Annotated in this window: 16 protein-coding genes; 3 read left to right on the forward strand and 13 right to left on the reverse strand. The window is 60.2% G+C overall.

The features are described from left to right. Positions 1–10: 10 nt before the first annotated feature. On the reverse strand, positions 11–2,074 hold the full coding sequence (locus HZA03_08330) for a glycine--tRNA ligase subunit beta (protein ID MBI5637960.1): 2,064 nt from the start codon (positions 2,072–2,074) through the stop codon (positions 11–13). Between the two features lie 114 nt (positions 2,075–2,188). On the opposite strand from HZA03_08330, the gene mazG reads away from it, so the two are divergent. Together mazG and HZA03_08340 are read left to right on the forward strand one after the other, a co-directional pair. After that, a complete protein-coding gene (mazG, locus tag HZA03_08335; GenBank protein MBI5637961.1) occupies positions 2,189–2,980 on the forward strand; it encodes a nucleoside triphosphate pyrophosphohydrolase in 792 nt (263 codons plus the stop codon). Next, on the forward strand, positions 2,958–3,344 hold the full coding sequence (locus HZA03_08340; protein MBI5637962.1) for a YbgC/FadM family acyl-CoA thioesterase: 387 nt from the start codon (positions 2,958–2,960) through the stop codon (positions 3,342–3,344). Before mazG ends, HZA03_08340 begins: the two co-directional genes overlap by 23 nt. Before the next feature lie 66 nt (positions 3,345–3,410). Here HZA03_08340 and HZA03_08345 read toward each other — a convergent pair whose 3' ends face one another. Then, complete coding sequence (locus tag HZA03_08345; GenBank protein ID MBI5637963.1) at positions 3,411–5,642, reverse strand: NADP-dependent isocitrate dehydrogenase; 2,232 nt, start codon at positions 5,640–5,642, stop codon at positions 3,411–3,413. A gap of 184 nt (positions 5,643–5,826) precedes the next feature. Here HZA03_08345 and HZA03_08350 point away from each other — a divergent pair, with 184 nt between their 5' ends. Beyond that, on the forward strand, positions 5,827–6,729 hold the full coding sequence (locus tag HZA03_08350; GenBank protein ID MBI5637964.1) for a complex I NDUFA9 subunit family protein: 903 nt from the start codon (positions 5,827–5,829) through the stop codon (positions 6,727–6,729). Positions 6,730–6,739: 10 nt separating this feature from the next. On the opposite strand, the gene HZA03_08355 is transcribed toward HZA03_08350, so the two are convergent. The 11 genes from HZA03_08355 to HZA03_08405 form a co-directional block, all read right to left on the reverse strand. Continuing rightward, positions 6,740–7,168, reverse strand: coding sequence for a DnaJ domain-containing protein (locus HZA03_08355; GenBank protein MBI5637965.1), 429 nt, complete (start codon positions 7,166–7,168; stop codon positions 6,740–6,742). 21 nt (positions 7,169–7,189) lie between these two features. Continuing rightward, positions 7,190–8,110: a type II secretion system protein GspN gene (gene gspN, locus HZA03_08360; protein MBI5637966.1), complete on the reverse strand. Its 921-nt coding sequence runs from the start codon at positions 8,108–8,110 to the stop codon at positions 7,190–7,192. Continuing rightward, a complete protein-coding gene (locus HZA03_08365; protein MBI5637967.1) occupies positions 8,110–8,619 on the reverse strand; it encodes a type II secretion system protein M in 510 nt (169 codons plus the stop codon). Before HZA03_08365 ends, gspN begins: the two co-directional genes overlap by 1 nt. Continuing rightward, a complete protein-coding gene (locus tag HZA03_08370) occupies positions 8,616–9,956 on the reverse strand; it encodes a hypothetical protein (protein ID MBI5637968.1) in 1,341 nt (446 codons plus the stop codon). Before HZA03_08370 ends, HZA03_08365 begins: the two co-directional genes overlap by 4 nt. Beyond that, on the reverse strand, positions 9,956–10,879 hold the full coding sequence (gene gspK, locus HZA03_08375) for a type II secretion system minor pseudopilin GspK (protein MBI5637969.1): 924 nt from the start codon (positions 10,877–10,879) through the stop codon (positions 9,956–9,958). Before gspK ends, HZA03_08370 begins: the two co-directional genes overlap by 1 nt. After that, positions 10,876–11,490: a prepilin-type N-terminal cleavage/methylation domain-containing protein gene (locus HZA03_08380; GenBank protein ID MBI5637970.1), complete on the reverse strand. Its 615-nt coding sequence runs from the start codon at positions 11,488–11,490 to the stop codon at positions 10,876–10,878. Before HZA03_08380 ends, gspK begins: the two co-directional genes overlap by 4 nt. Then, the gene (locus HZA03_08385) at positions 11,487–11,840 is read right to left on the reverse strand and encodes a prepilin-type N-terminal cleavage/methylation domain-containing protein (protein ID MBI5637971.1); all 354 of its coding nucleotides are present in this window, start codon (positions 11,838–11,840) and stop codon (positions 11,487–11,489) included. Before HZA03_08385 ends, HZA03_08380 begins: the two co-directional genes overlap by 4 nt. Continuing rightward, the gene (locus HZA03_08390; protein ID MBI5637972.1) at positions 11,837–12,394 is read right to left on the reverse strand and encodes a prepilin-type N-terminal cleavage/methylation domain-containing protein; all 558 of its coding nucleotides are present in this window, start codon (positions 12,392–12,394) and stop codon (positions 11,837–11,839) included. The genes HZA03_08385 and HZA03_08390 overlap by 4 nt, the downstream gene beginning before the upstream one ends. After that, positions 12,363–12,800, reverse strand: a complete 438-nt coding sequence (gspG, locus tag HZA03_08395) for a type II secretion system major pseudopilin GspG (GenBank protein ID MBI5637973.1) — start codon at positions 12,798–12,800, stop codon at positions 12,363–12,365. The genes HZA03_08390 and gspG overlap by 32 nt, the downstream gene beginning before the upstream one ends. Positions 12,801–12,821: 21 nt before the next feature. Further along, positions 12,822–14,033 (reverse strand): type II secretion system F family protein, encoded by a 1,212-nt coding sequence (locus HZA03_08400; GenBank protein ID MBI5637974.1) that lies wholly within the window; start codon positions 14,031–14,033, stop codon positions 12,822–12,824. Beyond that, on the reverse strand, positions 14,034–14,260 hold a 227-nt coding region (locus tag HZA03_08405), incomplete at its 5' end, for a type II secretion system protein GspE (GenBank protein ID MBI5637975.1).

Raw genomic sequence — 14,260 nt, forward strand, 5'->3', positions numbered from 1 at the left:
CTCCCTTTACTTATTCTTTAAATACGAGTTTGGAAAAGTCCGCGACATCACCGAACAGATTTGCCGCTTGGCGCAAAAGCCCCAGCCTGTTGCGCCGCTTTACTTCATCACTGTCGTTCACCATCACGCCGTCGAAGAAGGCGTCCACCGCCCCGCGTATGCCCGCGATCTCGCGCAACACGCCCGCGTAATCTTTCGCCGCTTTCAGGGGGAGCGCCTTCGCCGCGCATTGTTTCAGCGCGGCCAGCAACGCCTTCTCAGCCGGTTCGGTCAGGGCCGCTTCGTCCACCGTTGCATCGTGGTGGTCTTTCGAGATATTGGCGGCGCGGCGGAAGGTGGTGGAAAGCGCCTCGGCGTACGGCTCGGATTTCATCGCCTGCAACGCCTCGCAGCGCTTGAGCGCATCCGGCAACGCATCGAATCCGGCGGCCAGCACCGCGTCAATTACATCGTAGGTGAGGCCGCGCTGCTGGAATTCGCCCTTGATGCGGCCGGCGAAAAATTCCATCAGGTCGGTTTCGGCCTTCGCGGCATTGGCGTTAAGGCCGTTCGGCAATGCGCCAATACCCGCGGTGACGATCTGTTTTAGCCCTACATTCGCGCCTGCAAGGAGGATGCGGATGATTCCCAGCGCGTGGCGGCGAAGTGAGAACGGATCCTCGCTGCCGGAAGGAACCATGCCAAGCGCGAAGCAGCCGGTCAGCGCCTCGATCTTATCGGCCAGCGCCACGCAGGCGGCAAGGGGAGTTGAAGGAAGTCCATCGCCTGAAAAGCGGGGGCGGTAGTGTTCGTCAATCGCTTGCGCCACCGCGCCGGAGATTCCTTCCGCTTTCGCGTATTCGCGCCCCATGATCCCTTGCAGTTCGGGGAATTCAAAGACCGCCTGCGTGGCGAGATCGGCCTTGCACAGCTCGGCGGCAGTGATTACCTGCGTCACCTCGGATGGGCAGACGGTTTTGGCGATTTCGGCGGCAATGACGGCGATACGGTCGACCCTGTCGGCGACGGTGCCGAGACCTTTCATGTAGTTGATGCCGGAGAGTTTTTTCTTGAAGTGCGTGAGCGGATGCTTGCGGTCTTCATCGAAGAAGAAGCGGGCATCCGAGAGGCGCGCTTCCAGCACCCGCTCGTATCCGGCGCGGACGGGGGCCATGTCGGCGCAGCGGATGTTGCTGAAGGCCGCGAATTTATCGGTCAACGTCCCGTCTTTGCCTTCCACCGGGAAGTAGCGCTGGTGGTGCATCATCACGGTGATGAGCAGTTCGCGCGGGAGTTCGAGGTATTTTTCCTTGAAGGAGCCGACAACCGCCACCGGGTTTTCGGTGAGGTAGCAGACCTCTTCCATCAGCTCGGCGTGGCGGATGGGGTTCAGCCCCCGCGCGGCGAGTTCGTCGAACTGTTTTTCAATCGAGGCGAGGCGTTTTTCCGGATCGGCGATGACGCCGGCTTTTTCCAAAATCTGTTCATAGGCGGCGGGGGAGGTGATCGTCACCGGGCCGCCGGAGGTGAAGCGGTGGCCCAAGGTTGTATTCCCCGCGTGCAGGTCTTCCATGCTGAACGAAAGCCGTTGTTCACCCAGCAGCGCCACGATGCCGCGCAGCGGACGGGCGAAGCGGGTCTCGCCGTCACCCCAGCGCATCGTTTTGGGGAAGGGGAGCGATGTGATCGCCTGTGGCAACAGGGTGGTGAAGAGGGCGGCGGTGTTCTGGCCCCCCTCTTGCACTTCCACGCAGAGGTATTCCCCTTTGGGGGTGGATTCGGTTTTCAGCGCTTCGGGGCCGAGACCGTGCTTCTTCGCGAAGCCGAGCGCCACGTTGGTAAAGCTGCCGTCCGCCGCCACCGCCGCCTTTTTGGGCGGTCCGGTTACCTTGCGGGTGCGGATCTCCTGTTTTTCGGGCAAACCCTCCACCACCATAACGAGGCGGCGGGGGGTGCCATAGGCGCGGATGGCGCCGTGGCCGATGCCGGCTTCGGCCAGCTTTTTCGCGGTGATTTCCCCCAGCGCGCGGGCCGCCACGGGGATGTACCCCGCGGGCAGTTCCTCGGTCAATACTTCAAGCAGAAGATTGTTCATATGCAATTGTGAAACCCCTATAAATAGCCGCTGGAAACTCTTTTCGTCGAACGTCTTATATTATCATTTAATTGCATTTCCCCCAAAACTTCAAATGCGTATAGAATGGCGGAAATGAATAAAAAACTGAGCGACCTCGCCGCCATCATGGATCAACTGCGGGACGAAAACGGCTGTCCTTGGGACCGTGAACAGAGCCACGAGTCCCTGAAGCCTTACCTCATCGAAGAAACCTATGAAGTGGTGGAGGCCATCGAATCGGGCAAGCCGCAGCTTTTGAAAGAGGAACTGGGCGATCTGCTGTTCCAGATAGTCTTCCATTGCCGTCTCGCCAAGGAGCGGGGCGAGTTTACCCTCGAAGACGTGATCGAATTCATTAGTGAGAAAATGATCCGCCGCCACCCGCATGTATTCGCCAGCGACGACGCCAAGACCGCCGCCGAGGTTTTGGGTAAATGGGAGCAGATCAAGGCGAAGGAGAAGAAGCGCGATTCCATCCTCGAAGGCATCCCGCGCCAACTGCCGAGCCTCATCCGCGCCAAGCGGTTGCAGGAGCGGGCCGCGCGGGTGGGGTTCGACTGGCCGCACAGCGAGGACGTCTGGAAAAAAGTGGAAGAGGAGTGGGATGAGTTACAGGACGCCCGCCGCACCCGCGGGCGCGAAGGGGTGGAGGAGGAGATGGGGGACGTCTTCATCGCGCTGGTGAACCTGGGGCGGTTCCTCGATGTGGACGCCGACACCGCCATTACCAAGTCCATCAACAAGTTCATCTACCGCTTTGGCGAGATCGAAAAAGAGTTCGCGCGGACGGGGAAGGATATCACCACCGCGACGCTGGAAGAAATGGACGCCATCTGGAACCAGGCCAAGCAGAAGGAAAAAGATGGAAATAAAAGTCTACTATGAGGATACCGACTGCGGCGGCGTGGTCTACTACGCCAACTACCTGCGCTATTTCGAGCGCGCCCGCACCGAGCGCTTTGAACGCCGGGGTATAGACCTCGCCGCGTATCAGGATAAGGGCGTCGTCTTCGCCGTCGTCCACGCCGATATCGACTATAAATCGCCCGCCCGCTACGGGGATGTTCTGGAAGTCGAAACCACCATCGAAGGGGTGAAGGGGAGCAGCTTCACGGTGCAATACATCATCCGGCGCAAGAAGGACGGCGCGGTGCTGGTCACCGGCGGCACACGCATGGCCTGCGTGAACGGCGAGATGAGGCCGATTCGCCTGCCGGATAAAATACGCGCCGCCCTCCTAGCCTCGTGATGGCATAGGCGAAAAAAAAAGGCGGTGAGTTATCACCGCCCTTCTGATGCCAGAAAAATACAGTCTTTAGGAAATGGCGTCGATTATCGCGTTCAGGGTTGCGCTGGGGCGCATCGCCTTTGAGGTCTTGACCGGATCAGGGAAGTAGTAGCCGCCGATATCGGCCGGTTTGCCCTGCGTTGCATCTATCTCGGCCATGATCTTTTTCTCATTGTCCGCAAGCTGTTTGGCCGCTTTGGAAAAACGGTTCTGAAGCTCTTTGTCCTCGGTCTGCTTGGCCAAGGCTTCCGCCCAGTACATCGCAAGGTAGAAATGGCTTCCCCGGTTATCGATCTCGTGAACCTTGGGTGACGGCGATTTGTTGTTATCGAGGAACTTCGCGTTTGCATCGCTCAAGGTTTTGGCCAGTACCCGCGCCTTCGCGTTGTTGGTGGTAATGGCAAGATGATCCAGCGATTCGCCGAGGGCGAGGAACTCGCCGAGGGAATCCCATCGCAGGTGTCCTTCCTGGACAAACTGCTGAACGTGCTTGGGGGCCGAACCGCCCGCGCCCGTTTCGAAAAGGCCGCCGCCGTCCATAAGGGGGACGATGGAGAGCATCTTTGCGCTGGTGCCCAGTTCAAGGATTGGATAGAGGTCGGTGTTGTAATCGCGCAGCACGTTGCCGGTGACGGTGATGGTGTCTTTGCCTTCCCGCATCCGTTCCAGCGAGAGGCGCGCGCCGTCCGCCACGTTCATGATGCGGATGTCGAGACCCTTCGTATCGTGATCCTTCAGGTAGCGGGTCACTTTTTCGATGAGCTGCGCGTCGTGCGCCCGGTTTTTGTCCAGCCAGAAAATAGCCGGAGTGTTGGTGAGGCGCGCCCGCTTGACGGCGAGCTTGACCCAGTCCTGGATAACGGCGTCTTTCGTTTGGCATGCGCGCCAGATGTCGCCTTCTTCAACGTTGTGTTCGATAAGCGTTTTACCCGAATCGTCAACCACGCGGATCGTGCCATTGCCGGGGGCGGTGAAAGTCTTGTTGTGCGAACCGTACTCTTCCGCCGCTTGGGCCATGAGGCCGACGTTGGGAACGGTTCCCATTGTCCGCGGATCGAATGCGCCGTGCTTTTTGCAGTGCTCAATGGTTTCCTGATACAGGGGGGCGTAGCTGTGGTCGGGGATGACCGCCTTGGTGTCGTGCAGTTGGCCATCGGGGCCCCACATCTTGCCCGATTCGCGAATCATGGCCGGCATGGAGGCGTCGATGATTATGTCGCTCGGCACATGCAGGTTGGTGATCCCCTTGTCCGAGTTCACCATCGCTATCGCCGGGCGGTTCTTGTAGCAGGCCTTAATGTCGGCCTCGATCTCGGCGCGCTTGGCTTCCGGCAGCTTCTGCATTTTCGCGTAAAGATCGCCCAAGCCATTGTTGACGTTAACTCCGATTTCTTTGATGACCGCGGCGTGTTTGTCAAAAACATCTTTATAAAATACTTTGACGGCGTGGCCGAACATGATCGGGTCGGAGACCTTCATCATGGTGCCTTTCAGGTGGAGCGAGAAGAGAACGCCTTTGTTTTTGGCGTCTTCCACCTGTTCCGCGAGGAACTTCGTGAGGGCGCTCTTGCTCATGAAGGTTCCGTCGATGACTTCGCCGGCCTTGAGCGGGGTTTTATCCTTCAGGACGGTGGCCTTTCCGGATTGGTCGACAAACTCGATTTTGACGGTCGTCGCGGCCGGCACGGTGACGGATTTCTCGTTGGAGGCGAAATCGCCGCTGGACATGGTGGAGACATGGGTTTTAGAGTCGCTGCTCCATTTGCCCATTTTGTGCGGATTTTTTTTCGCGAATTCCTTCACCGCAACGGCGGCCCGGCGGTCGGAGTTTCCTTCGCGCAACACCGGGTTGACGGCGCTGCCCAACACCTTGGCATAGCGGGCCTTGATCTCTTTTTCGGCGTCATTGGCGGGGTTTTCCGGATAGTCCGGAACCTTGTAGCCTTTTGCCTGCAATTCCTTGATGGCCGCCGTAAGCTGCGGAAGCGAAGCGCTGACATTGGGCAGCTTGATGATGTTGGCCTCAGGCGTCTTTGCCAATTCGCCCAGTTCGGTCAGGGTATCGGGCTGTCTTTGGCTCTCGGTGAGATTTTCCGGGAAGTTGGCGATGATTCTGCCTGCAAGGGAAATATCCCCCGTTCCAACGGAGATGCCGGAAGTTCCCACGAATGCCTGTATGATAGGAAGCAATGAGTAGGTTGCCAGCGCGGGCGCTTCATCAACACCGGTGTAAACAATCTGCGGTTTTTTCGTTGCCATGTTTTCCCCCATATATTTCAGATTTTGATTTTGACGTATCCATTTCCACCTTGAACACAGGCAGACAAATTACCACATTTCCCGAATAAAGTGCTTCCGTATTTTGTTCCGCGCCCGGTTCATTGCCGCCGATTATTGGGCAAGCGGTCAGTTTGTTTTTTGCGGAAAACCGTATAATAAGCACATGAAGATATTCATTGCCGGAGGAACCGGATTCGTCGGCGCGGCGATGGTCAATCACCTTGCGGCGCGGGGGCATGAGCTTGTGCTGTTGGCCCGCACGCCAGCCGCCGTTGACGCGCCGCGCGGGGTACGGGTTGTGCCGGGGGATGTATTCAATCCCAACTTGGCCGGGTTCATGAGCGGCTGCGATGCCGCTATCAACCTGATCGGCATCATCCGCGCTTTTCCGGCGCGCGGCATCACGTTTGAAAAGCTGCATGTGGATGCCACCCGCGCGATGGTGGACGCCGCGAAAAAAGCGGGGGTGCGCCGCTACCTCCAGATGAGCGCCAACAGCGTGCGGCCGGACGGTATCAGCGAATACCAACGGACGAAGTCGCGCGCCGAGGCGTATGTGAAAGCCAGCGGCCTCGATTGGACCATCTTCCGTCCGTCGCTCATATTCGGCGATCCGGGGGGGAAGAACGAGTTTTGCAAGCAGCTTTTTTTAAACTTCCGCCCCGCGCCGGTTATTCCGATGTTCGGCGACGGAAATTACCGGCTGCAGCCGGTGCATGTGGACGACGTGGCCCGCGCGTTCGGCGGCGCGCTGGAAAAGCCGGAGACGGCGGGGCGCATCTTCCATATCGGCGGCGATGTGACGTATTCGTACCGCGAGATATTGAACATGATATTTCTCGGCGCGGGGAAACCGCCGCGTCCCAAATTGCCGGTGCCGTGGTTTCTGGCGCGGCCGTTTGTGGCGCTGCTCGGCCGCTTCCCGGCGTTTCCCGCAACCGCGGAACAGATCGACATGCTGCTGGAGGGGAACACCATTCCCGAAAACGAATTCAAAAAGGTTTTTGGCATTGCCCCAATTCCGCTCACCGTGGAAAATCTCGCCTACCTGAAAAAATACGCCTGATCACGCCGCCTTAATAGACGATGCGGGTTTTGTGGCCGGTGCCGCGGCAGCGCGGGCAGGTCATCGTCACTTTGAATTTGTTCCGTATCACGCCGTAGCCGTCGCACATCGGGCATTGGTTGCTTTCCACCGTGATCTTCGGGACGCGGAGGTGCTTGAAGTCCGGCGCCCAGACCTGCTCTTTTTTAATGCGGCCTTTCACGAACGACATATCGTGTTTCGCGGGGCGTTTGGGGGCGGGAGCGGCCGCATCCCGGTCCGGCTTTATTGTTTCCGCCTCTTTCATCAGCGTTTCGTAGGCCTCGTGTATCATCATGAAATAATCGACATCAAATTTTCCCCGGTCGGGGTGGAAGTGGAAGGCGAGCTTTTTGTACGCTTTTTTGATCTCTTCCTTGGTCGCGCCGCGACGCACCTTCAGCAGCTTGTGGCAGTCCATCCTGCCATGATTATACGGTAATCAGAGGTTGAGCGTGGCGTCGGCGAGCGTTCCCCGCACCGGGAAATAGTATTTGCCGTCCGGCTTGCGGTGCTTGCCGTACAGCGCTTCCAGCGCCCCGGAAAGCGAACCCCGCGGCGCGAAGACCACCGCGCCTTCCAGCGGGGAGTTGCCGATATCGTCTTTCAGGGCCGCGTTCGCGCGCAGTTCCATGTTCCCCATGTTGGTGGCGATGCCGCACTCTTTAGTGACCAGCCGTTTGCCGCCGGCCGTTATCACGCAGCGGGCCTCCTTCGGCGTGAAGCCGGCGAGAAAGGCCGCCCACTGTCCGCCGCGTTTCACCGAAAGGCCGTTTAACCGGAAATCGGCCTTTCCCTCCAGCGCCGACGGCGTCATCGGGTGGAAGGTGAAGGCCGCGCCGCCGTCCAGCGTGGCGGCTATGGGCATCGGATTGCCGGCAACTTTCAGCGCCGCGCGGTCTATGGGAAAGTTGTCGGCCACGGCATGCAGTTTGACATCGGCGGAGAAGAGGGAGGGGGCGATGTCGAGGTGGAGCCGTCCCTCGCCGGAGGAAGCCTTGAGATGGAATGATGGGTGGAGAAACAGGAATTTCCAAACGGCGGCGCTGGCGCGCAGTTCGTCCACTTCGATGGTGGATGCGCTGCCCCAGTGCATCAGCCGCACATTCGCCATTGTCACCGCGAACGGGAAGGAAAGCTCCATCTGGCCGATGGTCAACTCCATCCCTTGCCGGCGCGCGGCCTGCGTCAATTTGTCGCGCACCGTTTCGGCGTCGAGGTTCAGCACGACCATCGCGGCGATCAGGTAGAGTCCGATGACCGATCCGGCGATGGCGATAAGCGTTTTTTTCATCCGGGGGCGTGCCGCCACAAAGCGCCACGCGCCCCTTGCGGCGCGGCGGGCGGCGGTATCGGCGGCCATCACAACTCTTTGGCGAAGGTGATTTCGGCGTTGACGTTGCTCCGGTTTTCGTAATTGACCGTGATGCGTCCCCGATGCACGCCGATTCCCGCGCTGCTGTCAAAAACCCCTTGCAGGAAATCGGTCAGCCGCGGGTAGGGTATTTTTTCGATGGTGGCGGTTACTTCGTCCTGTCGGCCGGTTTTTGGGTTTACGGACGGGGTTAGTTTTGTTATGAATTTGTTTGCGCCGAGGCGCGCGGCGATATTTTGGATATCGTCGGCCACCGGGCCGCCGGCGGGGGCGTCCTGTTTCAGCGCCGGGGGAATTTGCGCGGAAAGCGCTATATAGCGGTCCGCCAATTCGCTTGTCTTGGTCAAATCCTGCCGCGCCGCGCGGATTTTGCGGTCGAGCAGCGCCGATGTTTCCTGAAGCGGCATGATGACGCCGCCGATGAGCACCCAGAGGCCGAGAAGGGAGGCGATGCCGATCAATACGGCGGTCCGTTTCGTCCGCGCGGGAATGATCATAGCGGCATCCTCAGCTTGAAGGTTACCTTCCGCCCGTCGGGGGCGACTTTACTTTCCACCAACTCCGCCCCCTTGAACGGCGTGGTGATGGAGAAGAGCTCTTTGGCGCGCGTGACCGATTCAAGGCGGTCGGTGCGGCCCGTCACCGTGACGCTCTCCTCTTCGTAAAGGATATCGTCCATTTCAAGCACAAGCCCCTCAGGGAGCGCTTCGCTCATCCGTTTCAGCGTCCAGATGAGGTCGTTTCGGCCGCCGCCGTCCAGTCCGGCGCGTCTCATTTTGCCTTCCAGCTTCGCCAGCCGCTGTTCAAGCTGGAAGACAGGTTTCACCGCCTTCGTGCCGGGGAGGGCGGCGGCGAAGACCGTTTTGGCCTGATTATTGATCATCGCCAGCGTCCGCTCCTTCATGTAGTTGCGGAAGACGAGGAAGCCGAGCAGCAGAACCGCCGCGGCGGCGCCGGTGGCGGCGGCGATGCGCCAGTCGTGCGCAAATTTCATTGTGCGCCGCGTGTCCCCCGCGAAGGTGAGTTCATCGCCGCCGGCGGTTCCCAGCGCCGCCAGGCCAATGGGGATCATAAGGCGTTCCGGCGCGTCGCCGTCGATCACCGATCCGATCTGCCGCTTCCAGAAATCCTGTTCCGGCGCGTATCCCGGCAGCCCAGGCCGTGTGCCGCCGATGAAGCGTTTTTCCGGCTCGGCGGGAAGCGCGGCGGCGAAGCGGTGTATCTCTTTTTCGTCCGGTTCGGCGGCGTGGAAGTCGATATGGCCGTTCGTGGCGGCGGCGCAGAGGTGCAGCATCCCTTCATCGGCGGAGGCGATGAGCGCCGATGCCGGTTCCGCGCGCAATGCCGGGAGGATGACGCCGCGGTAGAAGTAGAGGAGGGCGGTGGTATCGGGGGCGATGGCCCGCGCATCGATGCCGGCCTTTTGCAGCAATGCGCGGTAGTGCGCCAGCCGCTCTTTGCGGATGGCGCAGGCAAGCACGGATGATTGCTGTCCCTCCGTTTTCATGATGACGAAGGATGTCGCCAATTCTTCCGCCGCGAACGGGAGCGCCGCTTCCAGCTCGAAGCCGAGCGCCGCCGCGATCTGGCCCCGCCCCTTAAAAGGGAAGGTGATCTGGCGGAATGAAAACTCCGCCATCGGCAGCCCGACGGTCCACTCGGCGGCGGTATCGGCGAAGCGGATGGCGCACTCCTTGAGCGCGGCGGCCAGCGCTTCGTTGCCGGCGTAATCGGCGGCAAATGCGCCGGCGACGGCCATTTTTTTGCCGCCGGTTTGCAGGTGAACGGCATTCACCCGCCCGGCTGAAATCCACAACCCGATATATCCGGCCATCAGTCCACCTTAAAATAGAGCAGTTCCGCATTTTCGGCGGTGCGGTTGTTAAAAATCGCGTGCGCCATCCGCCGCGTGTTGTTAAAGGTGATGCTCGCCTCAAGCGAGAAGGCGGCGGCGCGCACATCGATGAGGTTGGATATCTCCGGGTACAGCGCGTCGAAACCCGCGAGGTTTTTTATCTCCACTTTGTTTTTAAACGGCAGGTCCTCGCGCGCTTTCAACACGTCATCGGCCATCGAGCCGGTGACGTCATCGTGAAGCGCCATTAAAACTTCCCGCGGCGCGGTGTTGATGTTCACCACGCCGCCGGCGATGGTGACGAATTTGCGCAACCGCGCAAAGACATCGGGGGTGACGCCGCGCACCATCTGGAGCTCCTCCACCGTATCGAAGCGCGCGTTTTTGCAGCGGTAGGGGTGCGGCAGCGACTGGTAATACGGATTTTCGGCGGGGCCTTCCTCGTTGGCGTCTATCCAGTCGCGCGCGTAGTCGGCGATGTCTTCATCCATCTCCAGTTTGCGCAGCAGGCGGCGGAAGAAGGCGATGTACTTGTCGTCCGGGTATCCCCCCGGCGTGATGAGGCTGTTGAGGTTGATCTTGGACGATTCGTCGACGATGGTGGCGAACATGAAGGTGTCTTCCAGCGGGATGGCGATGGCCGGTTGCGCCCAGTATTCCTTGAGGGTATCGATAAGGAGGCCGTTTTTTTGATCCCGCCGGAAGTCTTCGGTAATCAGGGCGCGGGCCGCTTCCTTGGCGCTGGCGAGGGCGTAGAGTCCTTTGGCGCCATCGCGGAAATTGGCGGTGAGGCTTCGATCCACCCACGTCTCGTACAGGAACTCCGTCACGGTTATGGTGAGTATCACCACCACGAGGAGCGTGACGATGAGGGCGGTTCCCCGCTGATTGTTCGCGATCATGCCTGCGGCCTCACGATGGCGGAGTAGAAGTAGCTTTTGCCATCGGCGGCGAGGCGCAGCTCGATGGATACCGCCTCGGGCAGCGCATGGCTTTGCGCCGTGTCCCACGCTTCTTCCCACTTGTCGCCGTTTTTGTATTTGATGGAAAGCTCTTCCGCCCGCGCGGTCAGTTCCAGCGATTCGCCTCCCTGATCCACCGGCGTTTCAATGACGTCCGATTCGCGGCGCATGAGCGCTTCCACGCCGGACTTGCCGGCGCGGAAGTAATAGCTGATCTCGGTTACGCCGGCGCGGGGGCGGGGGGTGATATAGGTCTGGCTGAATGCGGTGAAGTGTATCTCGTCGCGCGATTTGCCGTTCACCGTGAAATGGCGCCCCACCAGCGCGCCGCGGCCGCTGATGGGCAGCAAGGTGGCGCAGGCGAGTTCAGCGGTGATTTTTTGGATGAAGAAGCGTCCCGTATGGTCTATCCCCATCTTTTTTTGCGCATCCTTGCTTGCCGACAGCGTGGAGGCGAGCACGCCGAAAATGAATGAAAAGATGATGCCGAAGATAAGCACCGCCACCAGCATTTCCACCAGCGTAAAGCCGCCGTTCTTCACGCGCTTCATCGCTTCACCACGTACCGGTCGATTGAAAACGCCTCTTTGCCGTCGTGCCGCACACGGATGCGGATGGCGCGCACGTCCGGGAACGGCGTTTGGGTTATTGTCGACCTGTAATCGAAGCGGGGATAGCGCTGGTCGGTCCGCCACGTTCCGTCATCCCCTTTCTCGGGGAATCCGCCGAAATCAATGGAGGCCATCTTCTCGCTCCCCAGCATGACCGCGTCCGTGATCCCGCCATTTTCCGCCGCCGTGACGATGGTCTTGTTGAAGACCGAGAGCAGCAGCACTAGCGTGATGCCGATGATCGCCAGGCTCACGACGATTTCCACCAGGGTAAATCCTCCGTCCTTCATGCCGCGCCGGCCTCGTAATCGATGCCCACTTTGCCCGGCTCCACCCGCACGCCACCGGTCAGCGGGTCGACGATGAGGGATACCAGCCGTCCGCTTTCATCGCCTAGGACGATCACCGTTTTTTCGGCGAAGCCTTCCGGCATCAGGTGGAGGTAGGCCATGTTGCCGCCGAACGCGCCGCTGAAAACGGTGACGAAGCTCTTCACCTCCAGCCCCGCGCCCAGCGATCCGGAAGTGAAGAGGGGGAACGACGTTTTTTCAAACTCTCCCTTGCTGTTCATCGTTGCGGGATAGTACTTCCCCTTGTCCATATCAACGTACAGCCGCACGACTTTGCGGCTGGAAACGGCTTCGGCATAGAGGTAGGTGATGGTGCGCCCCAGATGCCGCGCGGCGCCATTGAGCCGCAACTCGCCGATATCGGCCAGCCGGGGGAGGGTGAACGCCGTGAAAAGGCTGATGATGAACATCACCACCAGCAGTTCCACCAGGGTGAAGCCGCCGCCCCGTTCCGGATGGCGGTTATTGGGCATTCCAGCTTTCAACGTCGGCATTTTTCCCTTCGCCGCTTTCCACGCCGTCCGCCCCGTACGAGACCAGATCGAATTCGCCGTGCTGGCCGGGGCTTAGGTAGATGAATTCATTTCCCCACGGGTCTTTTGGCACCTTGTGCAAGTAGCCGCCGTCTTTATAGTGTTTCGGCTGCTCGCCGGTGGCCGGCTTCGTCACCAGCGCCTGCAAGCCCTGCTCGGTGGAGGGGTAAAAGCCGTTGTCGATCTTGAAGAGGTTGAGCGCCGCCTCCATCTCTTTCATCTGCACGTTGGCCGCGGTGCGCCGCGCCTCCTCGGGCCGTCCCATGATCTTGGGCAGGATGATGCCGGCCAGCAGGGCCAGTATCACCACCACCACCATTATTTCCACCAGCGTAAAGCCCGCTTCACCCATTCTTTTTCTTTTCATTCCCCGTCTCCTATACCCTTGTTATCCAAGTTTCTGGCTGATGTCGAAAATTGGCAGCAGGATCGATATCACGATGAAACCGACGATGCCGCCCAGGAAGATTATAAGCGCTGGCTGCACCAGCGACATAAGAACGGAAATCCGGTTCTCCAGTTCCGCCCCCTGATCGCGCGCCACCTGCATCAGCAACTTGGCGGCCTGACCGCTTTTTTCCCCCGCGGCGATCATCTGTATCGCCACCGGGGGAAAAAGCCCGCTGTCGTCCAGCGAGGCGGCGATGCCGGCCCCCTCGCGTATTTTGTCCGATGCCTTTTCGATGGCGCGGGCGTAGACGGTATTTTGCGAAACGTCCGCCGACAGTTTCAGCGTTTTGAGCATCGGCACCCCCGCGCTCAGCAGCACCGAGGTGGTATGGCTCCATCGCGCCAGCACCGCCGCTCGCGTCACCTCCCCGAAGACCGGCAGCCAGAGCAACAGGCGGTCGCGCTGATCGCGCCCCTGTTCCGTTTTGAGGCGGCGGCCCAGCCAGATAAATCCGGCGATGAGCAGCGCCGCGATGATGAAGCCGTAGCCGGTGACCATGTGGGTGATGAAAAGCAGCGCCTTGGTCGGCAGCGGCAGCGATTGCCCCATGTCCTCGAATATCACGGTGATCCTCGGCACCACGTACCCAAGCAGGAACATCACCACCCCCATGCCGATGAAGCCGAGGATGACCGGATAGACCATCGCGCTTTTGATGGTTCCCTCGCGGCGGAGCGCCGCCTCCTTGAGATCGGCCACCTGCGTCAGCACCTCGGCGAGATTGCCGCCCGATTCCCCCGCCCGCACCAGCGCCACGATGAGCGGATCGAAATCCGCGGAGGTTTTCGCCATCGCGTCGGCCAGCGGTTCCCCCTGCCGCACGCGGTCTTTCAGCTCGTGGATGATTTTGGCGAAGTGGGGCGATTCGCACTGCTTCATCGCGGCCTCCAGCGTTTCCATCAGCGGGATGCCCGCCGTGAGCAGCGAGGAAACCTGCCACATGAACGAGGTCATCTGTTTGCCGGTGACGCGGGCCGCCAGGAACGGAATGGCGTATTTTTTCTTGTGTGCGGCGATTTCTTCCGCGATGGCTGTGACGAAGACGCCTTCGGCGCGCAGCTTGGCGCGGGCCTCTTTTTGCCCGGCGGCGTCGATGGAGCCGCTTATCCCCTTGCCGTCCCGCCCGATCCCCTGAAATGCGAACAACATTTATATTCCATCCGTTTCTTCGGTGACGCGCAGCACTTCGTCCAGCGTGGTTTCGCCGGCGATGATGCGGCGGATGCCGTCGCGCCGCAGGGTGTGCATCCCTTCGAGGATGGCGGCCTGGCGTATTTCCTTCGAGTCGGCCCCTTTCACGATACGGCTGCGGATGCCGTCGGTGATGCGGAGGTATTCGTAGATGCCGCTGCGGCCGCGGTAACCGCTGTTCATGC

This window comes from Nitrospinota bacterium (assembly GCA_016217735.1).
Classification (GTDB): Bacteria; Nitrospinota_A; UBA7883; order JACRGQ01; family JACRGQ01; genus JACRGQ01.